The sequence below is a fragment of the Pannonibacter phragmitetus genome (genome assembly GCF_050510895.1).
Classification (GTDB): domain Bacteria; phylum Pseudomonadota; class Alphaproteobacteria; order Rhizobiales; family Stappiaceae; genus Pannonibacter; species Pannonibacter phragmitetus_B.
Genome location: NZ_JBNINT010000001.1, coordinates 3,249,380 through 3,275,784 on the forward strand (window position 1 = coordinate 3,249,380; position 26,405 = coordinate 3,275,784).

The 26,405-nt window shown below is 62.8% G+C and carries 19 protein-coding genes and 5 pseudogenes; 5 read left to right on the forward strand and 19 right to left on the reverse strand.

Annotation, left to right across the window (positions count from 1 at the left end; genetic code table 11):
- Window positions 1-400 precede the first annotated feature (400 nt).
- From ACQB61_RS15475 to ACQB61_RS15485, 3 genes and pseudogenes are all read left to right on the forward strand, one after another.
- Window positions 401-874 (forward strand): CoA-binding protein, encoded by a 474-nt coding sequence (locus ACQB61_RS15475; RefSeq protein WP_430513349.1) that lies wholly within the window; start codon window positions 401-403, stop codon window positions 872-874.
- Between the two features lie 32 nt (window positions 875-906).
- Window positions 907-2,462, forward strand: a pseudogene (locus tag ACQB61_RS15480) (acetate--CoA ligase family protein); the annotation flags it as partial.
- Between the two features lie 72 nt (window positions 2,463-2,534).
- Window positions 2,535-3,107: a GNAT family N-acetyltransferase gene (locus ACQB61_RS15485; RefSeq protein WP_430514385.1), complete on the forward strand. Its 573-nt coding sequence runs from the start codon at window positions 2,535-2,537 to the stop codon at window positions 3,105-3,107.
- Window positions 3,108-3,148: 41 nt separating this feature from the next.
- Here ACQB61_RS15485 and ACQB61_RS15490 read toward each other — a convergent pair whose 3' ends face one another.
- From ACQB61_RS15490 to cysG, 6 genes and pseudogenes are all read right to left on the reverse strand, one after another.
- Complete coding sequence (locus ACQB61_RS15490; protein ID WP_430513350.1) at window positions 3,149-3,556, reverse strand: DUF934 domain-containing protein; 408 nt, start codon at window positions 3,554-3,556, stop codon at window positions 3,149-3,151.
- Entirely contained in the window at window positions 3,529-3,708 is a 180-nt protein-coding gene (locus ACQB61_RS15495; protein ID WP_430513351.1) for a hypothetical protein, read from the reverse strand. Before ACQB61_RS15495 ends, ACQB61_RS15490 begins: the two co-directional genes overlap by 28 nt.
- 37 nt (window positions 3,709-3,745) lie before the next feature.
- Window positions 3,746-4,509: pseudogene (locus ACQB61_RS15500) on the reverse strand (phosphoadenylyl-sulfate reductase).
- The gene (locus ACQB61_RS15505; RefSeq protein WP_430513352.1) at window positions 4,496-6,154 is read right to left on the reverse strand and encodes a nitrite/sulfite reductase; all 1,659 of its coding nucleotides are present in this window, start codon (window positions 6,152-6,154) and stop codon (window positions 4,496-4,498) included. Before ACQB61_RS15505 ends, ACQB61_RS15500 begins: the two are co-directional and overlap by 14 nt.
- A gap of 100 nt (window positions 6,155-6,254) precedes the next feature.
- Window positions 6,255-6,545: a DUF2849 domain-containing protein gene (locus ACQB61_RS15510; protein WP_430513353.1), complete on the reverse strand. Its 291-nt coding sequence runs from the start codon at window positions 6,543-6,545 to the stop codon at window positions 6,255-6,257.
- 59 nt (window positions 6,546-6,604) lie between these two features.
- Window positions 6,605-8,067 (reverse strand): annotated as a pseudogene (gene cysG, locus ACQB61_RS15515) (siroheme synthase CysG).
- A gap of 929 nt (window positions 8,068-8,996) precedes the next feature.
- On the opposite strand from cysG, the gene ACQB61_RS15520 reads away from it, so the two are divergent.
- A complete protein-coding gene (locus tag ACQB61_RS15520) occupies window positions 8,997-10,307 on the forward strand; it encodes an alpha/beta hydrolase domain-containing protein (RefSeq protein WP_430513354.1) in 1,311 nt (436 codons plus the stop codon).
- 68 nt (window positions 10,308-10,375) lie between these two features.
- On the opposite strand, the gene ACQB61_RS15525 is transcribed toward ACQB61_RS15520, so the two are convergent.
- The 10 genes and pseudogenes from ACQB61_RS15525 to ACQB61_RS15570 form a co-directional block, all read right to left on the reverse strand.
- On the reverse strand, window positions 10,376-11,128 hold the full coding sequence (locus tag ACQB61_RS15525) for an SDR family oxidoreductase (protein ID WP_430513355.1): 753 nt from the start codon (window positions 11,126-11,128) through the stop codon (window positions 10,376-10,378).
- Between the two features lie 41 nt (window positions 11,129-11,169).
- Window positions 11,170-12,641, reverse strand: a pseudogene (locus ACQB61_RS15530) (aldehyde dehydrogenase family protein).
- A gap of 114 nt (window positions 12,642-12,755) precedes the next feature.
- Entirely contained in the window at window positions 12,756-13,376 is a 621-nt protein-coding gene (locus ACQB61_RS15535; protein ID WP_430513356.1) for an NUDIX domain-containing protein, read from the reverse strand.
- A gap of 213 nt (window positions 13,377-13,589) precedes the next feature.
- On the reverse strand, window positions 13,590-14,753 hold the full coding sequence (locus ACQB61_RS15540) for an iron-containing alcohol dehydrogenase (protein ID WP_430513357.1): 1,164 nt from the start codon (window positions 14,751-14,753) through the stop codon (window positions 13,590-13,592).
- Window positions 14,754-14,938: 185 nt separating this feature from the next.
- Window positions 14,939-16,327 (reverse strand): aldehyde dehydrogenase family protein, encoded by a 1,389-nt coding sequence (locus ACQB61_RS15545; protein WP_430513358.1) that lies wholly within the window; start codon window positions 16,325-16,327, stop codon window positions 14,939-14,941.
- A 76-nt stretch (window positions 16,328-16,403) separates the two neighbouring features.
- The gene (locus ACQB61_RS15550; RefSeq protein ID WP_430514386.1) at window positions 16,404-17,771 is read right to left on the reverse strand and encodes a glutamine synthetase family protein; all 1,368 of its coding nucleotides are present in this window, start codon (window positions 17,769-17,771) and stop codon (window positions 16,404-16,406) included.
- Window positions 17,772-17,885: 114 nt separating this feature from the next.
- Entirely contained in the window at window positions 17,886-18,935 is a 1,050-nt protein-coding gene (gene dctP, locus ACQB61_RS15555; RefSeq protein WP_430513359.1) for a TRAP transporter substrate-binding protein DctP, read from the reverse strand.
- 224 nt (window positions 18,936-19,159) lie between these two features.
- Window positions 19,160-20,497, reverse strand: a complete 1,338-nt coding sequence (locus tag ACQB61_RS15560; protein WP_430513360.1) for a TRAP transporter large permease — start codon at window positions 20,495-20,497, stop codon at window positions 19,160-19,162.
- On the reverse strand, window positions 20,497-21,093 hold the full coding sequence (locus tag ACQB61_RS15565; protein ID WP_430513361.1) for a TRAP transporter small permease subunit: 597 nt from the start codon (window positions 21,091-21,093) through the stop codon (window positions 20,497-20,499). Before ACQB61_RS15565 ends, ACQB61_RS15560 begins: the two co-directional genes overlap by 1 nt.
- Window positions 21,086-21,892, reverse strand: coding sequence for an N-formylglutamate amidohydrolase (locus tag ACQB61_RS15570; protein ID WP_430513362.1), 807 nt, complete (start codon window positions 21,890-21,892; stop codon window positions 21,086-21,088). The genes ACQB61_RS15565 and ACQB61_RS15570 overlap by 8 nt, the downstream gene beginning before the upstream one ends.
- 184 nt (window positions 21,893-22,076) lie before the next feature.
- Between ACQB61_RS15570 and ACQB61_RS15575 the strand changes: the two are divergent.
- Window positions 22,077-22,933 (forward strand): annotated as a pseudogene (locus ACQB61_RS15575) (MurR/RpiR family transcriptional regulator).
- Window positions 22,934-23,243: 310 nt separating this feature from the next.
- Here the strand turns inward: ACQB61_RS15575 and choV are convergent.
- The 3 genes from choV to ACQB61_RS15590 form a co-directional block, all read right to left on the reverse strand.
- Window positions 23,244-24,275: a choline ABC transporter ATP-binding protein gene (gene choV / locus ACQB61_RS15580; protein ID WP_430513363.1), complete on the reverse strand. Its 1,032-nt coding sequence runs from the start codon at window positions 24,273-24,275 to the stop codon at window positions 23,244-23,246.
- The gene (gene choW / locus ACQB61_RS15585; RefSeq protein ID WP_430513364.1) at window positions 24,268-25,128 is read right to left on the reverse strand and encodes a choline ABC transporter permease subunit; all 861 of its coding nucleotides are present in this window, start codon (window positions 25,126-25,128) and stop codon (window positions 24,268-24,270) included. The genes choV and choW overlap by 8 nt, the downstream gene beginning before the upstream one ends.
- A gap of 166 nt (window positions 25,129-25,294) precedes the next feature.
- Window positions 25,295-26,197, reverse strand: coding sequence for a choline ABC transporter substrate-binding protein (locus ACQB61_RS15590; protein ID WP_430514387.1), 903 nt, complete (start codon window positions 26,195-26,197; stop codon window positions 25,295-25,297).
- Between the last annotated feature and the right edge of the window lie 208 nt (window positions 26,198-26,405).

A 26,405-nucleotide genomic window follows, 5' to 3' on the forward strand; every position in this document is an offset into this window, starting at 1 on the left:
TCAATTATATATGTTATCGTTATAAGTCGATGCAGACTTGAACGCCAGCAAAATTCTTCAAACGCAACCCTCGGAAGAACGATGGCCTGCGGGGTGCCGTCTTCCCGGTTTCCGGCTGCATTCTCACAGAATTGGCCGTCAGGAGCCAAATGCAGTATGTTTTCAATGTGCCTATGGCTTCTGACAGCCTCCTTACGGGCTTGAGCCGGGGCCAGAACATGATCGCGCCTGCAACTCCTCGGCCAAAAGGAAACGCAAGACAGGCCGGAGGGAACGCGATCCCTCACCGATGGCAAGCGAAAGTTCACAACCCGCGCCGGGCACTGTTGACTGTTGAGGCCGCACCCTGCACCCTTCGCCCGCGCAGCCCAACCACGCGTCCCGCCGGAGTGTTCAGACCATGACCATCCGCAATCTGGAAGGCCTCTTCGCGCCCGGCAGTCTTGCCATCCACGGGCCCAATGCCCAAACGGCCGGACTGCCAGGCCTGATCATCAGCCGGTTACAGGCCTCAGGTTTCCGGGGGCGGACGGCGCTGATCAATCTGGAAGCCCCGGATGAAGCCGACAGCTGGCCCGTATTTGCCAGCATTGCTGAGCTGACATTCACGCCAGACCTGCTGATCTACCTCGGACCAGCAGAAGCAGCCCCCGCCATCATCACCGAAGCGGCAGCGCGTGGGGTCAAGGCCGTTGCGCTCCAGTCGGCAGGCTATGAATCCTGGCCTGAAGCCACCGTTTCTGCCGCCATGCAGGCCGCCCGGAGCCATGCGGTGCGCCTCATCGGCCCCGGCAGTCTTGGCGTTGCGGCCCCCACTCGGGACTCAATCTTCTTGCCACCCGCGATGCCCCGCAGGCCGGAGATCTGGCGCTGATCGCCCGCTCCGGCGCGGTCGTCAACAGCATCCTGTCCTGGGCGTCGTCCCGCAAGATCGGTTTTTCCGGGGTTGCTTCGCTGGGCCAGCGCAGCGACGTGGATGGCGGCGACCTGATCGACTATTTTGCCTCCGACTACCGCACCCGCGCCATCCTGCTGCATGTCGAGGCGGTACACAATCCGCGCAAGTTCCTCTCCGCTGCAAGGGCTGCGGCGCGCAGCAAGCCGATCATTCTCATTCGTTCGGGGCGAAGCCGCGATGCAGCCGTCAGTGGCAACACCCATGCGGGCCGGCTGACCCGTGCAGATGCGGTCTATGAAAGCGCCCTGCGCCGCGCCGGTATTCTTCGCATCGCCGATCTGGATGAGTTGTTCGAGGCTGTTGAAACATTGACCCGGCTAAAGGTGCCGAAATGCCAGCGGCTGGGGGTCATCGCCAATGGCCGCAGCCTTGCCACCCTTGCCGCCGACCGGCTGCAGGATGGCCGGGCGGAACTGGCCGAACTGGACGCCGAAACCCTTGCGAGCCTGCAGCCTCTGATCCGTCCGGGCACCCAGCCCGGCAACCCACTGACCCTGCCCGAGGGTGCTGCACCCGAAGCCGTGGAACAGGCAGTTACCACCATGCTGGCAAGCACGGCAGTGGACGGCGTTCTGGTTCTGGCAGCGCCCAATCCCTTTGTGCCGGGTGAAGATGTGGCCCGCGCCATTGCCAATGCCGCCGACAAGGACAAGCGCCGCCTTGGCCGCCGCAAGGCAGTGGTCGCCGCCATGGTGGGGGAAGATCCGCTGCCGCGTGCCGCGCTCGATTTCGCCCGTGTTCCGGTCTATGGCAGCCCGGCCGAAGCCGTGCGCAGCATCCTGTACCTGAAGCGCAGTGCCGAAGCGCAAGAGGCCCTGATGGCTTCTCCGCCGAGCTTGCCGTCGGACTTCTCGCCCGATGTGGATGCTGCCCGCGCCATTGTCACCGCAGCGCTGACAGAAGGCCGCAGCATGCTGGACCCGGCGGAGACGACCGCACTTCTGTCGGCCTACCGTGTTCCCGTCATTGAAACCCATCTTGCCCGCACCATTGATCAGGTACGGCAGATGGCGGGCAGCCTGCTGGAGCGCCATCCCGCTTGCGTCGTCAAGGCCTGGTCCACTGCCCTGCCCTTCAAGTCCGATATCGACGGTGTACGCCTTGGCATCGAAAGCGCCGATGCCGCCGCGCAATCGGCACAGGAACTGATCGATCTCGTCGGCCGCACTCATCCAACGGCTCGGATTGAGGGTTTCACCCTGCAGCCAATGCTGGAAGCAAAGCATGGGCTGGAGCTCTTTGCCGGGCTTGGAGATGATCCCTCCTTTGGGCCAGTCCTTGCCTTCGGACAGGGGGAACCTCCGTGGAAGTCTCCGGTGATGTGTCACTGGAACTGCCGCCGCTGGATCTGAACCTTGCCAATCAGCTCATCCGCCGCACCCGCGTTTCACGCCTCTTCCAGGCTTTCCGTGGCCATCCGGAACGGGACATGCAGGCCGTTGCGCTCACGCTGATGAAGCTGTCGCAGATCACCATCGATCTGCCGCAGGTGCGGGAACTGGACATCAATCCGCTTGTCGCCCTGCCACAGGGCGTTCTGGCGCTGGATGCGCGCATCGTCGTGGGCGAAGCGCCGGTGCAGGCAGGCCGTGCGGGCTCCTCCCGTCTTGCCATCGCGCCTTATCCGCAGGAATGGGAACAGACGCTGACACTGCGCGAAGGGGAAAGAGTATTCGTCCGCCCCGTCCGCCCGGAAGACGAGGAGCTGTTCCGCGCTTTCTTCGAGCAGGTGTCCACGGAAGATCTGCGCCTGCGCTTCTTTGCCCCAGTGAAGGACTTCGACCACCGCTTCCTATCGCGGCTGACCCAGCTCGACTATGCCCGCGCCATGGCGCTGGCGGCAATCGACCCGGACACAGGCGATCTCCTCGGCGTCGTGCGCCTCCATGCGGACCCGGACCACAAGACCGGCGAATATGCAGTGATGGTGCGCTCGGACCTGAAAGGCCGGGGCCTCGGCTGGGCGCTGATGAAGCTGATCATCCGCTATGCGGAGGTGGACGGCATCGAGACCATCAAGGGCGAGGTGCTGAAGGAAAACACCAGCATGCTGACCATGTGCGAATCCCTCGGCTTCACCATGATCACCTCCCCGACGACCCGGCCATCGCCCTTGTCACACTCTCCGTCAAATCGGCAGCAGCGGTGATGGATCAGCCGGGGTGAGGTTAGGGGCTGGATTGAAAGCCCTCACTCCACCACGGTGCCGGTCGAGAACTTGCGCTTGCCCTCGGAGCGGCGGGCCCAGGGACGGGTACCAGCCGGGATTTCGGTGACTGTACCGACCGGCTGAAGGTAATGGGTCACTTCCGGCCAGATGCCCGCCTTGAGCGCGGCTTCCACATGCGGCTTGCTGATCTCGAAGCTGGAGACGCCGCAGCGGAGCATCAGGGGAATCTGGTCGAGGATGAAGTCACCGATGGCGCGGATGTCGCCCTCATAACCCATCTGCTCGCGCAGAATGCGGGCGGAGGAAAAGCCCCGGCCGTCGCTAAACTTCGGAAACTCCACGGCAATGCGCGGCAGGCGGGCGGCGAAGGGCGCCAGCGCCTCGACGTCATCACCCGGGCTCACCAGAACGGCGATATCAGCGGCCACCGCAAGGAATGTGCCGGCATCCGCCAAAAGCGCGCCTGCGGCACCAGAAGCTTCAGGCCATCTGCAAAGGGATGGGCTGGCAGCTCAGCGTCCTTGTCGAGGCGTTCCCAGCTTTCCTGTGTGAAGCCGCCATTGGCGTAGATCGAGGTCATCACTTGCGTCCTTCGCAAAATTCGTCAGGCAGCCGCATCAGGCGCCAGTCGCTGGCCCGGCGCCGGAGGCGTCCAGAGACAGATGGATACCGCATTCAGTCTTCTCCTGACCGCGCCAGCGGCCGGAGCGAGGGTCCTCCCCGGAGCAACCTTGCTGGTGCAAGGCAGGCAGCCGATGGAGGGGTAGCCTTCAGCCACCAGCGGATGCGGCGGCAGATTGTGGGCCTTTGCATAAGCGAGGATATCCGCAGCTGTCCAGTTCGCCAGCGGATTGACCTTAACCCGGCCATCCTCCTCCTCAAACACCGGCAGCGCAGCACGGGTGCTGCTCTGAAAGCGCTTGCGGCCGGAAATCCAGGCATCAAAGCCCTTCAACGCGGTTGCCAGTGGCACCACCTTGCGGGCGTGGCAGCAGGCATCCGTGTCGCTCATCCAGAGCATGCCGCCGGCATCCACTGCGGCCAGCGCCTCGGGGTCGGGCTTAGCATCCCTGACGCCGGTGAGCCCAAGCTGCTCCACCAACAGGTCACGGTAGCGAAGTGTCTGCGGAAAATGCTTGCCCGTCTCAACGAAAATCACAGGCGTGGAGCGATCCACCTCCGACACCATGTGCAAGAGCACAGCCGAATCCGCGCCAAAGCTGGAGACGAGCGCAATGCGCCCCGCGTAGTGATCGCGGATGGCATCGCGCAGGATCGCTTGCGGGCTTTCGCCTTCATACTGCCGGGCAAAGGCCAGCGCTTCGGCGCCAGCACCAAGCTCGGGATCAAAGGCCAGGCCGCTGAGTTCACTCAGTGCCATAAAGCGCTCCCTTGAACGGGTCTTCGCCAACGCGGCGATAGACCTCCAGGAAAGTCTCCTGCGGGGACTGGCGCAGGCCGAGATAGGCATCCACCAGCGTCTCAATGGCATCAACCACCTCTTCCGAGGAGAAACCGCGGCCGATGATTTCGCCGATGGACGAGCTTTCGTTGGCCGATCCGCCGAGCGTGACCTGGTAGAACTCCTCGCCCTTCTTTTCGAGGCCGAGAATGCCGATGTGGCCCACATGGTGATGGCCGCAGGCGTTGATGCAGCCGGAGATCTTGATCTTCAGCTCGCCAATCTCGCTCTGCCGTTCCGGCGCTCCGAAACGCTCGGAGATGCGCTGCGCCACCGGGATCGACCGGGCAGTCGCCAGCGCGCAATAGTCCATGCCCGGGCAGGCGATGATGTCGGTGATGAGCCCGGCATTGCCTTCGGCCAGGCCGTTCTTCAACAGCACGTCGAAGATTTCCGGCAGATCATCCAGCGCCACATGCGGCAGGATGACGTTCTGCTCGTGGCTGATGCGGATCTCGTCAAAGGCATAGGCCTCCGCAAGGTTCGCCACCACATCCATCTGCGCATCCGTCGCATCGCCCGGAATGCCGCCAATCGGCTTCATGGAGATGGTGATGCTGGTGTAACCCGGCACCCGGTGCGGGTTGAGGTTATGTGCCACAAAGCGCGCGAAGGCCGGGTCTGCCGCCACACGGGCCTCCACCTTGGCGCTGACCGCATCGCGCGGCTCCAGCGCAGGAGGCGCGAAATAGGTCTCGATCCGCCGCACTTCCTCATCCGGCAGGCGCAGCACACCATAGCGGATCTTCTCGAACTCGGCCTCGATATCGGCCTTCAGCTCTTCCAGGCCCGTCTCGTGCACGAGGATCTTGATGCGCGCCTTGTACTTGTTATCGCGGCGGCCATAGAGGTTGTAAACGCGCAGGATTGCTTCCGAATAGGCCAGCAGATCTTCCTCGGGCAGGAAGTCGCGCACCTTACGGCCGATCATCGGCGTGCGGCCTAGCCCGCCGCCGACGAAGACGGTGAAGCCAATCTCACCCTCGCCGTTGCGGGTCAGCTGCAGGCCGATGTCGTGCACCTGGACCGCCGCGCGGTCATGCGGGGCGCCGGTGATGGCCACCTTGAACTTGCGCGGCAGGAACGAGAACTCCGGGTGGAGCGACGACCACTGGCGCAGGATCTCCGCATAGGGGCGCGGGTCGGCAATCTCGTCAGCGGCAGCACCGGCGAAATGATCAGCAGTCACATTGCGGATGCAGTTGCCGGAGGTCTGGATGGCGTGCATCTCCACTTCCGCCAGCTCTTCGAGAATGCGCGGCGTGTCCTTCAGGCTCGGCCAGTTGAACTGGATGTTCTGACGGGTCGTGAAATGGCCATAGCCCTTGTCATAGGTGCGGGCGATATGGGCCAGCTTGCGCATCTGGCGGCTATTGAGCGTGCCATAGGGAATGGCGACGCGCAGCATGTAGGCGTGAAGCTGCAGATACAGCCCGTTCATCAGGCGCAGCGGCTTGAACTCGTCTTCGGTCAGCTCGCCGGACAGACGGCGGCGCACCTGATCGGCAAACTGCGCTGTGCGCTCCTTGACGAAAGCCTGATCAAATTCATCGTAGCGGTACATGTCGCGTCTCCAGGGCGGCAGCCGGGCTGCGCCGAAAATCTGTCATCTGACGGGGCGGATGCCGGTGCACCGGCCCCTTTGCTTCACTCGGGCAATTCACTCAGGCACGGGCCTGCTTGCCAAGGGCGGGATGGGTGGTCGGGCCGGCGGCGCGGATCTTCTCACGCAGACGCTCTGGCACCCGCTTGCCATCCTCTTCCTTGATCTCGATGTCGTAAGGATCAACGATCTCGCGGGAAGCAACCGACTTTGCAGCCAGTGCCAGCGCCTCGGCCACCGCGTCCTTGCCATCGAGCAGGCGCGCCTCGCCGATCAGCTCGACCCAGGCGCCGTTCTTGCCCTGAAACACGACCTCGCCGTCGATCAGACGGTTGGCGGTGATCACCTTCATGCCTTCTCCTCATCAGGCGCGGGCTTGCCCGCTGCCTGCAAAATTCCGGCAGGCCCGCGTCAGGCCGCCTTGATCGCTTCTGCCGCCGCCGAAATCGGCTCGGCCTTTTCCATCACGCCATGACCCACGGCCTCACCGATCACCATCAGCACGGCGCCATTCACATCCTTGCGCCCGGCCAGCTGCGGCAGGTCGGCCAGCGTTCCGGCGAACTGGCGCTCGTCCGGATGAGCGGCGTTCTCGATAATCGCAACCGGCGTCGTGGGCTTCAGCCCCGCCGCCATCAACCGCACCGACACGGCCGCCGCCACGCTGCGCCCCATATAGACCGCAACAGTGGAGCCGCGCAGGGCGAGATTGGCCCAATCTGGCAGAGTTTCGCTCTCGGCATTGTGTCCTGTCGCAAACACCAGCGTAGATGCCACGCCGCGCAGGGTCAGCGGGATCTGGGCAGAGGCTGCCGCCGCAAAGGCCGCTGTCACGCCCGGCACCACCTCAAAGCTGATCCCCGCTTCGCGCAGCGCTTCCATTTCCTCGCCCGCACGGCCGAACACCAGCGGATCACCCGCCTTCAGCCGCACCACCTTGTGCCCGGCCTCAGCCAGTTCCACCAGCACCTTGTTGATTTCGCCCTGCGGCACCGAATGGGCACCCTTGCGCTTGCCGACGGAAATGCGCTGCGCATCGCGGCGGCCCATGGCGACAACAGGGTCCGGCACCAGTGCGTCATGCACGATCACGTCCGCTTCCTGCAGCAGCCGCTGAGCGCGCAGGGTCAGAAGATCCTCAGCGCCGGGGCCAGCACCCACCAGCCAGACAAAGCCCCTGTCATCCGTGGCGCTGTTCAGCAGGCGCTGTGCCTCGGCCCGGGCTGCATCGGCACGCCCGGCGTAAAGATTGGTGGCGACGGCGCCCGAGAAGAACCGCGCCCAGAACCGGCGGCGCACCGCGCCATCGGTCAGTACCTTTGCCGCCGTGTCGCGCAGGCTCTCGGCAAGGCGCGCAAGATCGCCGGTCGCACGCGGCAGCATGCCTTCGATGCGGGCGCGGATGTGGCGCGCCAGCACCGGACCGACACCTGTGGAGGTGATGGCAACGGCAATGGGTGCTCGGTTGACAAGAGCGCCCGTATAGAAATCGCAGAGTTCCGGCTTATCCACCGCGTTGGCGGGCACACCGAGAATGCGCGCAGCCTGCACCACGGCCCGGTCCAGCGCCTCGTCCTCGCGGGCGGAAAAACAAGTGCAGCACCGTTGAGATGGCGCGGGCGGAAATCTTCCGCCACATGGGTTGCCCCAACCGTCTCCATCACCTCGGCCAGTTCCGGCTCGATGTGTGCGGAAACGACCTCGATCAGCGCATTGGTCTCGCCCAGCAGCCGTACCTTGGCCGCCGCCTCGCCGCCATGGCCAACCACGACAACCCGCCGGTCCGCGACCTTATGAAAGGCCGGGAACACGTCGAGACGCCGGTGGCGTCTGTTCTCGCGGGGCTCGCCGGATGCTGACCCGGTACCGGACATGTAGGCACTCCTGCATTAATGATGACACGCACAATAGCCGTTGCACGGCAATTATGCCGGGCATCGTTTTTCAAACCTTGAAAAGGGGAGAAAAAGAATCCTCAGTTCGCAGGTTCCACGCACAAGATCGGCCATCCGCGCGCAACTCAGCAAGCCACACAACCGCAGCGACCGTTCATGCTCATCCTTGCAAGAAGCATCTCGAATGCACGGATACGAACTTACGTATACAAGATGATTGACTCTGTGCGCAAAGATGCACCACGATCCCTTGCGCTTGAAGATCTCAAGCGGCATGGGAGGAAAAATCATGAGAGGAAGACATGCTCTGCCAGCGGTTCTCCTGGCAGCAACGGTCCTGTCCGGCACCGCAAATGCCCGCGTAACCGGGTTCCAGATTCAGTCAACCGGCCCCGCCTTTGACGGCGCCACGTTCGCAGATACGGGCGCCTATGAGCGGATCGACGCAGTTGCCACAATAGCAGTTGACCCGGATGCACCGGCCAATGCCGGAATTGCTGATCTCGGCAAGGCCCCCGAAACGCCAAAGGAGAGGTGGAGTTCACCACCGAGGTCTTCATCCTGCGTCCGGCCGATGCGAAAAAGCAGTCGTCTTTCCTGTTTTATGAAGTTCCCAACCGGGGCCGGAACCTGAGCTTCACCTTACTCAACCGCTCAAAAGGCTCGGGCGTGCCTGCCAAGGCTGAAGATGCCGGAGACGGCTTTCTCATGAACCGGGGCAGCACAGTTGTCTGGAGCGGCTGGCAGTTCGATGCACCTGAGGCAGGCATCAACATCACCTTGCCGAAGCTGTCCGGCGTCAAGGGCATCTCCCGTGAGCAGATGATCTTCGACAAGCCCGGAGAGACGGGAAAGATCCCCTTACCTATCCGGCGGCAGATCTTGATCCGTCAAAGGCAAGCCTTACTGTGCGTGCAACACCTGACGATGCGCCGGCCACGCCGGAGGATCTCACCTTCAAGTATGTCAGCAATACCGAAATCGAGATCACCCGCCCTGCGGGCATGGATGCCGGGGCGATCTATGATTTCGTCTATCCGGCGGAAGGCAGCGTGCCCTCGGGCCTTGCCTTTGCCGCAACACGGGATGTGATTTCCTTCCTGCGCGGCAACGAAGGCCATGACGCAGAAAACCCGCTCCCCGGCATCAAGCACACGGTCGGCATGGGTATTTCCCAGTCAGGCCGTTTCCTGCGCGACTTCATCTATCAGGGCTTCAATGCCGATGAGGGCGGGCAAAAGGTCTTCGACGGCGCGATGGCGCATATAGCGGGCTCGCGCAAGAGCTACACCAACTACCGCTTTGCCCAGCCCGGGCGCTATTCCCGCCAGCATGAGGACCATGACTATCCGGGTGACCAGTTTCCCTTCACCTACGCCCTTACAACCGACCCTCTCACGAACAAACGCGAGAGCATTCTGAGCACCTGCATGGCAACGGACACCTGTCCGAAAATCATGCATTCGGACACGTCGACCGAGTTCTGGCAGGGCCGTGCCTATCTGGTGTCAACGTCACCTGAAGGAGAGCCGCTGACAATGCCGGACAATGTCAGGCTCTATTTCCTGGCAGGCGCGCCCCATTTCAACGGCTGGGGGCTCAAGTCCGAAATGAGCAAGACCTGCGTCAATCCCACGAATCCGCTCAGTGCGGCACCGGTCATGCGGGCACTTTATGCCGCGATGGAGGATTGGGTGGCGGAAGACAAAGCCCCGCCTGCGAGCCGCTACCCCTCATTCTCCGATGAAACACTGGTCAAGCTGGACGAACTCAAGCTGCCGATCATTGACGGAGCGGCTGCGCAGCCAAGGTTCAACACGCTGCGGGTGATGGACCATTCCATTCAGCCACCTCTGCAAGGCGCCACCTATGCGGAATATGTTCCTGCCGTTGACAAGGACGGCATTCCGCTTGGCGGCATACGCCTTCCCGCAGTTGCGGCTCCGCTCGGCTCCTATGCAGGCTGGAATCTGCGTGCAAAGGACTTTGCCGAAGGTGAACTTTGCAGCCTGACCGGCAGCTACCAGCCCTTCCCCACGACGGCGGTTGCCAGTGACAGCCGCATGCCGATCGAGGCACGCTACAAGGACCAGCAGGCCTATCTGGAGGCGGTGAAAGCGGCAGCCGACGGCCTGATTGCCGAAGGCCTCATGCTGCCAGCAGACACGGAGTACGTCCTGGAAAGCGCCAAAACGGACGCAGGCTCAATCTGGAACTGAATGGTGGCACTTCTGAAAACAGAACCGGCGGCCAAGTGGCCGCCGGTTCCTTTTGAAGGCCTGTATCCTCAGATGCAGCGGCCGCCGTCAACTTCGAGGGCAACGCCAGTGATGAATTCGGCATCATCGGAGGCAAGCCACAGGGCGGCGTTGGCGATATCCTGCGGGGTGGAGAGACGGCCAAGCGGAATGGAAGCGCGGAACTGAGCGCGCTTTTCCGGCGTGTCCTCACCCATGAAGAGATGCAGCATGCCCGTCTCACCTGCCACCGGGCAGAGCGCATTGACGCGGATCTTCGCCGGGGCCAGTTCCACCGCCATGGACTTGGTGGCCGTGATGGCCCAGCCCTTGGAGGCATTGTACCAGGTCAGGCCCGGACGCGGACGCAGGCCTGCGGTGGAGGCCGTGTTGATGATGACACCACCGCCCTGCGCTTCCATCACCGGCACAACGGCCAAGGCCGCCAGATAGATCGCCTTGGCGTTCACATCAAAGATGCGGTCGAAGGTTTCTTCATCGACGCCCAGCATGGAGCCGTTGCGGTGGGAATAGCCTGCGTTGTTGACGAGGATATCCAGCCGTCCGAAATGTCCCGTGGCCGCCTTGACCATCGCCTCCACATCGGCCCGCACCGTCACATCTGCCGTCACCGCAATGGCGGCTTCGCCGATTTCCGAGGCCACACGCGCCGCCGCGTCGCCATTGAGATCGGCAACGATGACCTTCGCTCCCTCGCTGGCAAAGAGCTTCGCCATGCCTTCGCCAAAGCCGGAGCCTGCGCCAGTGATGACTGCCACCTTGCCCTTGAGCCGGTCTGCCATGAATTCCTCCCTGAATTGCTGATTATTCCAAAAGGCCTGCGTCAGCCGTGACGCAGCACCAGTGTCTTGGTTGCCGAGAAATCGTAGAGCGCCTCGAAGCCCTTCTCGCGGCCATGGCCGGACTTCTTGAAGCCACCAAAGGCAGTTCGATGCCGCCGCCCGCACCATAGGCATTGACGAAGACCTGCCCCGCACGAACCGCCTTGGCCACCCGCACCGCCCGCTGGGCGTCGCGCGTCCACACGCCTGCTACGAGACCGAACTCGGTGCCATTGGCAATGCGCAGGGCCTCTTCCTCATCGCGGAAGGGAATGAGCGACAACACGGGGCCAAAGATCTCCTCCCGGGCAATCACATGGTCCACGGGCACCGGGCCGAAGACGCGGGCCGGAACGAAATAGCCATCGCTGGAAGCGTCCGGCGCAACCGCGCCTTCAGCGACAAGGGGAATGCCATCGGCAAGTGCACGGTCCACAAAGGACTGCACGCGCCGCAACTGGCCCGCATTGATCAGCGGCCCGAGATCGAGATCGGCGCTGTGCGGACCGGAAACGAGAGCCCGGATTCGGGTGCGCAGCCCTTCCACCACCTCATCCCAGATGCCCTTGTGCACCAGCACGCGGCTGCCGGCCGAACAGGTCTGGCCGCAGTTCTGGATAATCGCATTGACGATGACCGGCAGGGCCGCGCCAAGGTCGGCGTCATCAAAGACGATCTGCGGTGACTTGCCGCCCAGCTCCAGCGTGCAGCCGATGTGGTTCTTAGCCGCTGCCGTCTGGATCATGACGCCCACTTCCGGCGAGCCGGTGAAGGTGAGGTAATCAAGGCCCGGATGGTTGGAAAGCGCTGCGCCAGCCTCGGAGCCAAGCCCCGGCACCACGTTGAAGACACCAGCCGGAAAGCCAGCCTCCAGCGCCAGTTCGGCGACGCGCAGCACGCTGAGGCAGGCGTCTTCCGCCGGCTTCAGCACCAGCGTGTTGCCCATGGCCAGCGCTGCACCGGCGACACGGCCCATGATCTGCGCCGGATAGTTCCACGGGATGATGCCGCCGACAACGCCATGCGGCTCACGCAGGGTCATGGCCAGGAAGCCGTCAGCGGTGGGGATGGTGTCCCCCATCACCTTGTCTGCCGCTCCGCCATAGAATTCGAAATAGCGGGCGAGTGCGGTGATATCCGCCTTGCCCTGCTTCAGCGGCTTGCCCGCATCAAGGCTTTCCAGCGCGGAAAGTTCGTCATGATGCTCCGTGACCAGTGCCGACAGCTTCATCAGCAGGCGGCCACGATCTGCCGCCGTCAGCTTCGGCCAGGGGCCGGTTTCAAACGCCTTGCGGGCGGCAGCAACTGCCCGGCCCACTTCCGCAGCATCACAGCGCGGAATAACAGCAATGACCTTGCCGTCCGAGGGGCACAGGCTTTCAAACACCTGCCCGTCCGGCGTGAACACCCGCTCGCCATCAATGATGGCTGCAGGCTTCAGCACTTCCCCTGCCGCAATGGTCCGTAATGGCATGACTTCCTCCCTGCTCGCATGACTGACAGGCGGGTGCCGTTGTCCCGGCGCCGCCAATTACCTGTCTGCGCGTTACATGATTTGCACGCTAACGGATGAAAAACGCCGGTGCAATCAATCCTCGCCAGAAAAGAGGTCTGGCTCTGTCAGCATCAGATGCTGCAACAGGATCAAGGCCTTGGCATCGCGGATTGCACCCTGCCGCCAAAGCGCAGCCGCCTGCGCACAAGTCAGCTCATGGACGGTGATATCCTCGCCTTCCTCCACCAGACCGCCACCGGCGTGGCGCTCAGTCCCGGCATAGTCACACAGGAAATGATCAACACGGCTGCCCAGAATGCCGGGGCTGGAATAGCTGGAACAGGCCAGTTTCAGCCCCTTGGCCTCGACGCCGAATTCCTCCATCAGCTCGCGCCTTGCCCCGTCCAGCACGTCCTCGCCCTCCTCAAGACGGCCCGCGCAGACCTCCCAGGGGAACGGGTCGTCCTGATCGGCCATCACCGGCACACGCAGCTGACGGCAGAGCAGCAGGCATTTGCGCGTGCGGTCCACCGGCAAGATGGCCACCACATTACGGCCATAGCGCACCACCTCGCGCACGATGGTCTGCTGCGCACCGTCGCTGCGGGCTTGATCCACGGTGATCTCCTCCACCGTGCAGCGGCCCTCGTAAACCATCCGGCGGGCGCGCACGGAAATGCGTTTGCGGCGGGCGGCATCATCTTCGCTGTTCATGGGATTTCCTGATGGGATGATTGAGACGGGAAAGAGAGCCTAGCCGATCCGGGAGCGCTGCGCACCGGGGCCGCTGCATCAACTGCCTCTCCTTCGTCATACCGGATCTCCGCTTCGCTGCGTCCGGTATGACGAAGGAGAGGTTTTCAAAACAAAAGGCGCCGCCCTCGCGGGCCGCGCCTTCCGTCAATTCAGTTCTGCTTCACATGCAGATCACAGCTCACCGGAGAGCGCCTTGTCGAAGATGGCAAGCGCAGCATCGCGGGTGAGTTCCACCGGGTTGCCGCCTGCGGTCGGATCAACGATCGCCATATCCGCGATCAGATCGCGCTTTGCACCATCAACACCGAGGCCGCCGATGGTGTGGGGCACGCCGAGGTCGGAACGCATCTTGAGGATGTGCTCCAGGACGCCGTCAAAGCCGCCCTTGATCCCGCAGAACCCGGCCAGCCGCTCGATCTTGGCCTCGATGGCGGAACGGTTGAACTTCAGCACATAGGGCATGAAGACAGCATTGGTCATGCCATGGTGCGTGTCATAGAGCGCACCAACCGGGTGGGACAGGGCGTGGATGGCGCCAAGGCCCTTCTGGAAGGCAACTGCGCCCATGGCACCGGCGCTCATCATGTGGCCGCGTGCCACCAGATCCTGACCATTGGCGGCAACCAGCGGCAGGTTTTCCAGCGCGAGGCGTGCGCCTTCAACCGCGATGCCTTCCGACATCGGGTGATAGAAGGGCGAGCACAGGGCCTCAAGGCAGTGGGCCAGCGCATCCATGCCGGTGCCGACGGTGATCATGCGCGGCATGCCGGTGGTCAGTTCCGGATCGCAGATGACATAGGACGGCAGCATCTTCGGGTGGAAGATCACCTTCTTGGTGTGTGTCTCTTCATTGGTGACCACACCGGCGCGGCCAACTTCCGAGCCCGTACCGGCAGTGGTGGGCACGGCGACGATCGGGGCAATACCGGCCGGATCGGCGCGGGTGTACCAGTCGCCGATATCCTCGAAGTCCCAGATCGGGCGGGTCTGGCCGGACATGAAGGCAATCAGCTTGCCCGCATCAAGGCCCGAGCCGCCGCCAACGGCGATGACGCCATCATGGCCGCCTGCCTTGTAGGCGGCAACGCCTGCGGAAATGTTGCTTTCGACCGGGTTCGGCTTCACGTCGGAAAAGACGGCCGCCTCGATGCCATCGGCCTTGAGCAGATCAAGCATGGCAGCCGTCATCGGCAGCTTAGCAAGGCCGGGATCGGTGACCAGCAGCGGGCGCTTCATGCCCGCAAGCTTCACAACGGCGGCCAGCTCCTTGATGCGCCCGGCACCAAAGCGCACGGCAGTCGGATAGGACCAGTTGACAGAGGGAACGGTGGTCATGGTTCAGGCTTTCAGTCAATTGATGCGTCGGGATCAACGCGGTCGATAGTGTTGAACAATGAACAGGCTGGGCCGTGCCATTCCCCTCCCCTTGAGGGGAGGGGGCGAGAGGCTGCGGCCAAACTCAGGAGACTTGCGGCATCTGGCTTCGCCCGGAAGCTGTCCGGCCAGCACCGCAAACCCGTTTAGTGCTCCTTGCGCAGATGGAAGGACTTGGGCCGCGTCAGATTGGCAAAGCCCACCTGCGACAGGGCGGCGCCCTTGCCGGTGTCCTTCACGCCGGTCCAGACAAGGCCCGGGTCCACATAGTCGCAACGGTTCATGAAGACGGTGCCAGTGTCGATTTCGCCGCCGATCCGCTCGGCCGCGTCGAGGTCTTCCGTCCAGATCGATGCGGTGAGGCCGTAGGGGCTGTCGTTCATCAGCTGGATGGCTTCCGCATCGTCCTTCACCTTCATGATGCCGACGACCGGGCCAAAGCTTTCCTCGCGCATCACCGACATCTGGTGATTGACGCTGGTGAGAACCTGCGGGGCAAGGTAGGGCGTTCCGGCCTTGTCCATCGGGAAGGCGGACGTGTCGATATGCGCCTTTGCTCCCTTGCGCAGCGCCTCTTCGGTCTGCTCGCGCACCCAGGTGGCAAAGCGCGTCTGGGCCATGGGACCGATGGTGGTTTCCGCATCGAGCGGATTGCCAAGCTTGTACTGCTTCGTCAAATCCACGAAGCCATCAACGAAGGCGTCGTAACGGCTTTCATGCACATAGATGCGCTCGATGCCGCAGCAGCACTGGCCGGAGTTGAAGAAGGCGCCATCCACCAGATTTGCGACGGCATAGTCGAGGTCGGCATCGGCCATGACATAGGCCGGGTCCTTGCCGCCCAGCTCCAGCCCCATGGTCGCGAAGGTTCCGGCCAGCGCCTTTTCGATAGCCCGGCCACCTGCGACAGATCCGGTGAAGTTGACGTGATCAACAAGGCCGGAGCCGAGCAGCTTCTCCGTGCCCTCGTGTGTCATGACGATGTTCTGGAACACGCCCTCCGGCAGACCTGCCTTCTTGAAGGCAGCGGCAAAGCGCTCGCCCACCAGCAGCGTCTGCGCCGCATGTTTCAGCAGCACCACGTTGCCCGCCATCAGCGCCGGGAAGATGGTGTTGCCCGCCGTCAGGAACGGGTAGTTCCACGGCGCAATGACCATGACGAGGCCCAGCGGCTCCATCTTGAGGTAGCGCTTGAAGCCGGGACGCTCCGGCGGGATGATGTTCGCCAGCGCTTCCTTGGCAATGCTGGCCATATAGCGGGCGCGCTCTTCCACGCCGCCCTTCTCGCCGCCGAAACGCACCGGACGGCCCATCTGCCAGGCCAGTTCCGGCACGATTTCCTCGTTCATCGCCAAAAGCGCCTCAAGCGCCTTCAGGCACAGGCCGATGCGCTCGTCCAGCGGCGTTGCCGCCCAGCCCGGCTGCGCCGCCTTTGCCGCCGTTACCGCCCGGTCGACCGCCGCAGCATCGGCTGCCGCCCTTTCGGCGTAAACCGATCCATCGACCGGGGAGATGAGTTTCACCGTTTCAGACATGAGATAACCTCAAAAACACCGCCCCTCAGGCGGCAATGCTATGCCGGAAGGGCGCCCGGCACCAGCCGGGCACCTCTCAGGCGCGTTCAAACCCGCGGGCCAGCTCGTAGTCCGTGACCACGCGGTCGAATTCTTCCTGCTCCCATTCCCCGGCGCGGGCGTAATGCTCGACAACGCCGTCGCCGAAGGCCTCGCGCAGCATCTTCGACTTGCGCAAGGTCTCCGTCGCATCGCGCAGGGTGCGCGGGATTTGTTTGGCCTTCTGCGCCTGGTAGATATCACCGGTCATCGGCGGAGCAAGCTCCAGCTTTTCTTCGATGCCGCGAACACCAGCCGCGATCTGGGCCGCAAGAGCCAGATAGGGATTGAGATCGGAACCGCCAATACGGCATTCCACGCGCACGCCCTTGCTGCCTTCGCCGCAAAGGCGGAAACCGGCCGTGCGGTTGTCGATGGACCAGACCGTGCGGGTGGGCGCGAAGGTGCCGCGCTGGAAGCGCTTGTAGCTGTTCACATAGGGCGCCAGGAAATAGGTGTAATCGCCCGCATATTTGATGAGGCCGGCCATATACTGCTTCATCAGCGCCGACATGCCGAGACTGTCTGCCCCATCAAAGAAGGCGGGCTTGCCGTCCAGCGTCCACAGCGACTGGTGAATATGCGCGGAAGATCCCGTGCGGTCCTTGTGCCACTTGGGCAGGAAGGTGACGCCATGGCCCTTCTGCCAGGCAATCTCCTTCACCGCATGCTTGGCGATGGTGTGATAATCAGCGCAGAGCATGGCCGGAGCGTAGCGGATGTTCAGCTCCTCCTGCCCGGCCTCAGCCTCGCCCTTGGTGTTCTCCACCGGAATGCCCGCGTTGTAGAGATGGTTGCGCACCGGGCGCATCACATGCTCTTCCTTGGTGGTGGCGAGGATGTGGTAGTCCTCGTTATAGGCGGAGATCGGCTCCAGATCGCGGAAGCCGGACTTGCGGATCTCGTCAAAACTCTTCTCGAACAGGAAGAACTCCAGCTCCGTCGCCATCATTGCCTGAAAGCCCATGTCCTTCAGCCGGGCCACCTGCCCCTTCAGCAGGGCGCGGGGCGAATGCGGCACGTCGGCGTGGGTGTGGTGATCCTGCACATCGCACAGCACCATCACCGTGCCTTCCAGCCAGCCGAGACGGCGGATGGTGGAAAGATCCGGCTTCATCACATAGTCGCCATAGCCGCGCGACCAGCTGGTCGAGGCATAGCCTTCGACCGTGTACATTTCGAGGTCGGTTGCCAGCAGATAGTTGCAGCAATGGGTCTCGTCATACGCGCTGTCGATGAAGTGGCGCGCATGGAAGCGCTTGCCCATCAGGCGGCCCTGCATGTCGATGATACAGGCCAGAACCGTGTCGACCGTACCTTCCTGAACGGCCTGTTTCAGGGCGTCGAATGTCATGTTGGCAGCCATCTGGATGATCGTTCCGTTCATTCTTGAAAGTGACCGGGCGGCGCAGCCTCCCGCGCCGCCGTTGATCGCAGGCAGCGGCGCAGGGCTTCCGCGCCGCCGCTGGCTTCAGGCAGATCAGCCGTAACGGTACGGACGGCCGGCCTTGGTCATGGCTGCGTTGTATTTCTTGATGATCTCGACAACCTTGGCCTTGGTCTCGGACTCGGCCGCAATCTCTTCCCAGAACTTGCCCGCTGCGGTTTCAACCGTCGCCCATTCCTCATCCGGAATGGAGGTCAGCTGCAACTTGGTGCCGTTGACGCGCAGGTCCGCCTCGCCGCCCCAGTACCACCACTGGCGGTAAAGATGAGAGGAATCCATGGCCAGCTGAAGCATGATCTTCAGATGATCCGGCAGCTCATTCCAGCGGTCCATGTTGGCGAAGAAGTGGCCGATCCAGGCGCCGGAGATGTTGTTGGTGAGGAAGTACTTGGTCACGTCCGCCCAGCCGACGGTGTAATCCTCGGTAATGCCGGACCAGGCGATGCCGTCCAGCTCGCCGGTCTGCACTGCCGTCTGGATGTCTTCCCACGGCAGAGTGACCGGCACGACGCCGAACTGCGACAGGAAACGGCCGGCGGTCGGGAAGGTGAAGATGCGCTTGCCCTTGAGATCAGCCAGCGAGTTGATCGGGTCCTTGGTGGCAAAGTGGCACGGGTCCCAGGAGCCTGCCGAAATGTGCTTCACGCCGACCTTGGCATATTCCTCTTCCCAGATCTGCTTCAGGCCATACTGGTTGAACAGCACCGGCACATCCAGCGAGTAGCGCGTGGCGAAGGGGAAGTAGCCGCCGAAGACGGTGACTTCCGTCGGCGAGGCCATCGAGTCATCGTCCGACTGCACTGCGTCGATGGTGCCTTTCTGCATGGCGCGGAAGAGTTCGGCCGTTGGCACCAGCTGGTCGGCGTAGAACAGCTCGATTTCCATCTGGCCATTGGCTGCCGCATTGAAGGCGTCGATGGCAGGCTTGATCACGTGCTCGCCGAGGGCAGGACCGGCATAGGTCTGCAGCCGCCACTTGATCGGTGCCTGGGCGAGAACCGCCGGAGCGGCCAGCGTGGTGGCGCCCGCCGCAACAGTTGCGCCAAGGCCCGCATTCTTCAGGAAATCACGTCTGCTGGTCATGTCTGCTAACTCCCCTGTTGGTCATGCCCTGATGGACATTCATGATGCGCCAGACGGTTGCCTTTGCGGCCTTTGTTCTCGGTTGTCCGGCTTCCCCTAAGCGGCGGGCCTTGCGGATTGCCCCGCGCCCGTTCCGGTTTCAGTCCTCCCCGTCCGCCCCGGTTCCGCCCGAAAGCAGATGAAGCGGCTTGCCTTGCCTGCACGCGGGCTGGTGCCCCCGTGCCCTATCCATAGACCTGCTGCGGCAGCCAGAGCGCCACTTGCGGAAACAGCATGATGATAATCAGCGCCAGCAGCATCACCAGAACAAAGGGGACGATGGAGGCGTAAATATCGCTGAGCCTGATCTCCGGCGGCGCCATGGCGCGCATGAGGAACAGGTTGTAGCCGAAGGGCGGCGTCATGTAGGCGATCTGCGTCGTGATCGTGTAGAGCACCCCGTACCAGATCAGCACCTGATCTGCCGGAAGGCCCAGATCCAGCTTGGCCACCAGCGGCACGTAAAGCGGCGCGACAATCACCAGCATGGCCGTATCGTCCAGGAACGTGCCCATGACGAGGAACGACACCTGCATCAGAATCAGGATGGTCCATGGGTTGAGCCCCAGCTCCACCGTGAAGAAGCTCTCGATCGCCTTCACCGCCCCGAGCCCGTCGAACACGGCGCCAAAGCCAAGCGCAGCAAGAATGATCCACATGAACATGCAGGAGATCAGCAGGGTCTGCCGAACACAGGACCGGAAAATCTGCAGCGTCATCCGCCGCTTCAGAATGGCGAGCGCAAAGGCTGCGATTGCGCCGATGGCCGAGCTTTCGACGAGGCTGGTCCAGCCGCGCACGAAAGGCACCATCATGATGAGGAAGATGCCGATAGGCAGAAGGCCCGCCGTCAGCAGACGCAGCTTTTCGCCCATGGAAATGTCGCGCTCTTCCACCGGCAGCGCAGGCCCGAGCTTGGGCTGCAGGGCACAGCGCACGGCCACATAGAGGATGAACATGGCTGCCATCATGAGGCCCGGCAGAACGCCTGCCAGCCACAACTGGCCCACAGGCGCGCGGGCGATCATGGCATAGAGCACCAGCACCACGGAGGGCGGCACGAGGATGCCGAGCGATGACCCGGCCTGAATGACACCCGAGACCATGCGCTTGTCATATCCGCGCCGCAAAAGCTCCGGCAGGGCGATGGTGGCGCCAATGGCCATGCCGGCGACCGACAGCCCGTTCATGGCCGACACCAGCACCATGAGGAGGATCGTGCCGATGGCCAGGCCGCCATTCACCGGGCCCATCCAGACATGGAACATGCGGTAGAGATCTTCAGCGATCCGCGACTCCGACAGCACATAGCCCATGAAGATGAACATCGGCAGCGTGAGCAGCGGATACCAAGCCATCAGCTTCATGGCCTGTGCAAAGGGAATGTCGTAGGAGCCGGTGCCCCAAAGAGCCAGGGAGGCGATGGTGGCGATACCGCCGATGGCCCCGAAGACGCGCTGCCCGGTGAGGAGCATCAGCATCATCGAGGAGAACATCAGGATGGCGATCATCTCGTAGGACATCAGATTTCCTCCCCACGGATGCGCGCAACGTCCTTCAGGAACTCCGAAAAGGCCTGCATGAGCATGAGCAGGAAGCCGAGGCACATGACGAATTTGATCGGCCACAGGTAGGGCCGCCAGGCGGTGCGGCTGCGCTCCAGATAGCCCATCACCTTGCCCGCAGCCTCGCTGCCGCCGGTAACATAGGCATGGATCAGCTCACCGAAGAAATGAAAGGGCTGATCACCGAAATAGCCAAGCGAATAGGCCGCCGAACCGGCCGCCCCATAGAGCAGCACGCCGAGATAGAATATCAGCAGGAAGACAGTGAAAGCGTCGAACCAGGCCTTTTTCTTCAAGGACCACTCTGCATAGAACAGGTCCATCCGCACGCTGCCACCCGCCTGCATGGCATAGGGGCCGCCGAGGATATAATAGGCGACCATGGCAAACTGAGCCGCTTCCAGTGTCCAGAGCGAGGGCTGAAAGAAGGTCTTGGAGATGGACGACCACAGCAGGATCGCCATCAGGATGAACAGCCCGTACATGACGAGCTTGCCGAGCCCCTGATTGAAGCCATCAACCCAGCGGATATAGGCAAGCGCTGCCTTAGGCATTGCGCCCCTCCCCGTTTCCGGAAAGGGCGAGGCTTGCGCGCGCAGCCTCAAGAATGCGGGCAAGCCTTGCGCCCCACTCCAGTTCCTGCTGCGCCGTCACCAGCTCGTTGTTGCGCACTTCGATCATCACACAGGCCCGGCCTTTGGATTCTCCATGCCGGTTCACTGTGTAATAGACGCCATCGGCGGGGGAATAGGGCTCATTGTCGCCCACCGTCAGCCCGCCTTCGGCTTCAAGTTCACGGATCATGAAATCGGCCAGCCGCCGGTCCTGCGCAGCGATGATGCCGATTTCCCACGGGCGGCTGGCACCCTTGTAGACCGGGGTATAGGTGTGCACCGAAACGACGATGCTGGCCTGCCCGCGTGCCTCACGCTCGGCGAGCACGGATTCCGCCGCCGCATGAAACGGGGCGTGAGCCAGCGAAATGCGCTTCTGCTTTTCTTCGTCCGTCAGATTTTCATTGCCGGGAATGCGGGTCGTCTCGCTGATGGCCGGGATCAGGTCATGGGCATCATGCTGGCGGTTGCAGTCGATGATGAGACGCGAAACCAACGGATAGATCAGCGGCGCATCCAGCAGGCGCGCCATCTCGCGGGCGGTACCCAGCGCGCCGGGGTCCCAGGCAATATGGGCCACACGAGCTTCCGCGCTGAGGCCAAGATCGCCGTACTCCGGCGGGATCACGTTGGAGGCGTGATCGACAAGCAGGACAAAATCGCTCTGTCCCTTGCGGTTCTCGATGGAAATGGCCGCCCCTGTGCCGTGCTCCGGCTGCGGCTCCCCTGCCTGCCCCATAGCTGCTCCCGATACCTCTGGCGGCCGGATCTGCGCTTGTATTTTTTGTTACAGATTTGCGAAGTCCGGCTGTCTGTGTATGATTTGATACACAGTTTGAAGCCGTGTCAAACACAAAACGACGGCACCTGCCCAACATGTGCCACCTGCCTCGGCAAGCGGCAGACAGAACCGGGAACAGCCCATGGAACGTGCACTGACCGAGGAAATCCGGGAGCGGCTGGACGAGTTCACCACCACCGAACGGCGGGCGGCAGTGGCACTGCTGGCCAATTACCCGATGCTGGGCCTGGAGACTGTTGCTCAGTTCGCGGAGGCCGCAGGCGTCAGTTCACCGACAATCCTGCGCTTCGTGGCGAGGCTTGGCTTTCCTGGCTTTGCCGATTTCCAGAAACGGCTGCGCGCGGAGCTTGAGAACCAGCTGAAATCTCCTCTCGCCCGCGACCCTGCGCTGCCGGAAGCAGGCGCAGGCTGTGGCAACGCCTTTGCCGACAAGCTTGTCGAGAACCTGCGCGAGACCTTCCAGCATCTGCCGCAGAAGGACATTGACGCTTTTGTCCGGCTGCTTGCGGACGAAAAGCGGACAATCCACCTCATTGGCGGGCGCTTCACCGATGCCCTTGCCCGCTACATGGCCGCGCATCTGCGCATCGTGCGCCCCGGCGTGCAGCACGTGGCCGGACAGGAAGGCAACTGGCTGGACCAGCTGATCGGCATGGGCCCCAAGGATGTGCTGGTCGTCTTCGACATACGCCGCTATCAGACCGAAATCATCCGCTTTGCCGAAGCCGCAGCCCGGCAGGGGTGACCGTGGGACTGATCACCGACAGCTGGATGTCGCCGATTGCCCGGATTGCTGCCCACGTGCTTCCTGCCCGCGTGGCTGTTCCGTCACCCTGGGATTCCTCCACCGCGCTGATGGCCATCGCCGAAGCGCTGATTGCCGGTGTGACGCAGGAAAACTGGGACCGCAGCGAGCAGCGCATGAAAGCCCTCGAAGCCCTGCGCCATGCCCGCGATCCGGAACGCCCGGCGGATTGAGAGCATTGCGGAGGAGGAGACCCTCCCCACGCACTATCCGTATCCGTCATGCCATTGCCCGGTCACGGGCTCGAGAGGGCTTCTCTCCCCCGCATCAGCCTTTGCGCCAACCGGCAGGAAAGGCCAATGTTCACTTTGAACGCAGGAAGAAGGAGCGGGCCTTCTTTTTGCCGCTGCGCCCCCTCTCCCTTGAGGGGAGAGGAGTTGGAGCCTGACTTACAATCCGTTGTAAACACAGCCGCAGCAAAGGAAGTAGATGCCATGATTAAGGCCATGGCATCACGGCGGAGAGGCAGAAGCCTGTTTCCCCTTACCCCATCGCCGCCAGCAGCTCTCCCTCACGGATGATACCCGCAGGCACGCCGCCATTGAGGACCACAACGGGGCCTGCCGACTGGCGCTTGAGGGCAATGACCTCTCGCAAGGGGGTTGCCAGACCACAGGACGTGCTGCCTTCCGGCGCAGTGCCTTGCGGCTCCAGCGGCACCATCACATCCTGCGCCCGCAGCACGTTGAGCGGGTTCATGTGGGCGACGAAATCCGCCACATAGGGCGTTGCAGGAGAGCGGACGATTTCCTGCGGCGTACCGAGCTGGATGATCCGCCCGCCTTCCATGATGGCGATGCGCGAGCCGATCTTGGCCGCTTCATCGAGGTCATGGCTGACGAAGACGATGGTGCGGTTGAGCTTGCTTTGCAGCTCCAGAAGCTCATCCTGCAGCCGGTCGCGGATCAGCGGATCCAGTGCCGAGAAGGGCTCATCCATCAGCAGGATCGGCGCATCCGTGGCAAAGGCACGGGCGAGGCCAACGCGCTGCTGCATGCCGCCGGACAGCTCATGCACCTGCTTGCCGCCCACGCCTGCAAGGCCGACCAGCTCCAGCTGTTCGGCAACCTTGCGCCGCCGCTCAGCCACCGGCATGCCAGCGACCTCGAGGCCGAAGCCGACATTTTCGGCCACTGTGCGCCAGGGGAGCAGGGCAAACTGCTGAAACACCATGGCCACCCGGCTGCGGCGCAACCGGCGCAGGCGCTCCGGCCCGCAGGTGGCCGGATTGACCAGCCCGTCCTCGTCCCGCACCAGCGCCTCGCCCCGGATGACCGGGTTGAGGCCATTGACCGCGCGCAGAAGCGTGGATTTGCCCGAACCAGACAGGCCCATCAGCACAATCACCTCGCCCGGCATGATGTCGAACGTGGCCCCGGCAACGCCCAGCGTCTGGCCGGTTTCTTCCTGGATTTCGGCGCGGGTGCGGCCCGCATCAATCAGCGGAAGGGCGGAGTTCGGCTCTGGGCCGAAGACAATATCCACGTTGCGGAAGGAAACGGCAGCTTCAGTCATTTGCGCCTCCCTTGCGGGTTTTGTCCGAGCGCCCCTTGAAGAACCGGTCGAGAACGATGGCGACGAGAACAATGGCCACGCCCACCTCGAAGCCCATGGCGATGTTGACCGAGTTGAGCGCCCGCAGCGTCGGCACGCCAAGGCCGTTGGCACCCACCAGCGCGGCAATCACCACCATGGACAGGGACAGCATGATCGTCTGCGTCAGGCCGGCCATGATCTGCGGCAGGGCATAAGGAAGTTCCACCTTCCAAAGCAGCTGCCAGCGCGTAGTCCCAAAGGCCTCGCCCGCTTCAAGCAGCTGTGTGGGAGTCGAAGACACGCCAAGCTGGGTCAGGCGGATCGGCGCAGGCAGCGCAAAGATCACCGTGGCAATCAACCCCGGCACCATGCCGAGACCAAAGAGGATAAGCGCGGGAATGAGGTAGACGAAGGTCGGGATCGTCTGCATCAGATCCAGCACCGGCTGAAGGAAGGCATAGAAGCGCGGGTTATGCGCAGCCACGACACCAATCGGCACGCCCACTGCCATGCAGATTGCTGTCGAGCCGAGCACCAGCGCCAGCGTATCCATGGTGGCATCCCAGTAGCCCTGATTGATGATCAGCAGCAGGGAGCCCAGAACCAGAAGCGGAAAGCCGATGTTGCGGCGGACTACATAGGCCAGCAGGGTTACAACGGCGACGAGGACCAGAGGATGCGGCGTTTGCAGGCACCAGAGAATGCCGTCGATCAGCCCCTCAATGGCATAGGCGATGGCATCAAACACCATGTAGGCGTGGGTGGTCAGCCAGTCGACCACGGATTTGGCCCACTGGCCGATCGGAATCTTGTGGCTGGTCAGCCAGTCCACGGCCTGCGAGAGCGGGGAGCCCCGGCTTGCGCCGTGGTGAGAAAGGTAAAGTCAGGAAAGGTCAATATTCACCCCCTTCCAGCCGGAATGGAGCCTCCGGCCAGTCAACGTGTCATCCAGCCGGGAGCGGCCTTGCGGGCCACTCACCGGAGCAGAGCGGGTGGGATCAGAGACCGAGGGCCTGCTTCACGGCAGGAATGGCTTCGCCGCCGTCACGGGTGGTGACACCCGCAAGCCAGCCTTCGAAGCTGGCCGGATTGGCTTTCAGCCATGCGGTTGCCGCCTTGGCGGGATCGGCGCTCTCATTCAGGATCGCGCCCATGATCTCGTTTTCCATGTCGAGCGAGAACTCGAGATTGGTCAGCAGCTTGCCCACATTGGCGCATTCGGACACATAGCCCTTGCGCACATTGGTGTAGACGGTCGCGCCGCCATAGTTGGGGCCGAACACGTCATCGCCGCCTTCCAGATAGGCGATCTCGAAATTGGCATTCATCGGATGCGGCGCCCAGCCGAGGAAGACCACATCTTCCTTGCGCTTGGTGGCACGGGCGACCTGCGCCAGCATGCCCTGCTCGGAGCTTTCCACCACCTCGAAACTCTTCAGGCCGAACTGGTCCTGATCGATCATGCCGATGATGAGACGGTTTCCGTCGTTTCCAGGCTCGATGCCGTAGATCTTGCCGTCCAGACTGTCCTTGAACTTGGCGATATCAGCGAAGCTCTTGAGGCCCTTGTCGTAGGTATATTGCGGCACAGCGAGCGTGTATTTGGCGCCCTCCAGATTGGCGCGCACCGTCTCGACCGAGCCATCCTCGCGATAAGGGGCGATGTCGGCCTCCATCGTCGGCATCCAGTTGCCCAGGAAGACGTCGATGTCCTTGTTCTTGAGCGATGCATAGGTGACCGGGACGGAGAGGATCTTGATGTCCGTCTCGTAGCCCAGCGCCTGGAGAAGCGTGGTGGTGACGGCGGTTGTCGCGGTGATGTCGGTCCAGCCCACATCCGAGAACCGCACCATCTTGCAGCTTTCAGGTTCCAGCGCCATGGCGCTGCTCGTCAAGGTCATGGCAAGGGCAAAACCCGCTGCCGTCCCGGCGATGAAAGTGGATCTACGCTTCATCCGGTTCTTTCTCCTGCTTTCGCGTTGACGCCCTGTAATAACAGGACTCGTCCCCGGTGTTCACGGTCAAATGAACCCGGCAGGACCCCTTATGCAATGGGGAACCTTTTCTATGCCCGTCTTTGCGGTGCGGATTGCCCCTCTGGATTTTGCT

Coding starts and splice junctions, on each gene's coding strand:
- ACQB61_RS15475 (WP_430513349.1), top strand. CDS start 401: ATGACCATCCGCAATCTGGAAGGCCTCTTCGCGCCCGGCAGTCTTGCC.
- ACQB61_RS15495 (WP_430513351.1), bottom strand. CDS start 3,708: ATGACCTCGATCTACGCCAATGGCGGCTTCACACAGGAAAGCTGGGAA.
- ACQB61_RS15505 (WP_430513352.1), bottom strand. CDS start 6,154: ATGTACCGCTACGATGAATTTGATCAGGCTTTCGTCAAGGAGCGCACA.
- ACQB61_RS15510 (WP_430513353.1), bottom strand. CDS start 6,545: ATGAAGGTGATCACCGCCAACCGTCTGATCGACGGCGAGGTCGTGTTT.
- ACQB61_RS15525 (WP_430513355.1), bottom strand. CDS start 11,128: ATGGCAGACCGGCTCAAGGGCAAGGTGGCAGTCATCACTGGCGCAGGC.
- ACQB61_RS15535 (WP_430513356.1), bottom strand. CDS start 13,376: ATGAACAGCGAAGATGATGCCGCCCGCCGCAAACGCATTTCCGTGCGC.
- ACQB61_RS15540 (WP_430513357.1), bottom strand. CDS start 14,753: ATGACCACCGTTCCCTCTGTCAACTGGTCCTATCCGACTGCCGTGCGC.
- ACQB61_RS15545 (WP_430513358.1), bottom strand. CDS start 16,327: ATGTCTGAAACGGTGAAACTCATCTCCCCGGTCGATGGATCGGTTTAC.
- ACQB61_RS15550 (WP_430514386.1), bottom strand. CDS start 17,771: ATGGCTGCCAACATGACATTCGACGCCCTGAAACAGGCCGTTCAGGAA.
- dctP (WP_430513359.1), bottom strand. CDS start 18,935: ATGACCAGCAGACGTGATTTCCTGAAGAATGCGGGCCTTGGCGCAACT.
- ACQB61_RS15560 (WP_430513360.1), bottom strand. CDS start 20,497: ATGTCCTACGAGATGATCGCCATCCTGATGTTCTCCTCGATGATGCTG.
- ACQB61_RS15565 (WP_430513361.1), bottom strand. CDS start 21,093: ATGCCTAAGGCAGCGCTTGCCTATATCCGCTGGGTTGATGGCTTCAAT.
- ACQB61_RS15570 (WP_430513362.1), bottom strand. CDS start 21,892: ATGGGGCAGGCAGGGGAGCCGCAGCCGGAGCACGGCACAGGGGCGGCC.
- choV (WP_430513363.1), bottom strand. CDS start 24,275: ATGACTGAAGCTGCCGTTTCCTTCCGCAACGTGGATATTGTCTTCGGC.
- ACQB61_RS15590 (WP_430514387.1), bottom strand. CDS start 26,197: ATGACCTTGACGAGCAGCGCCATGGCGCTGGAACCTGAAAGCTGCAAG.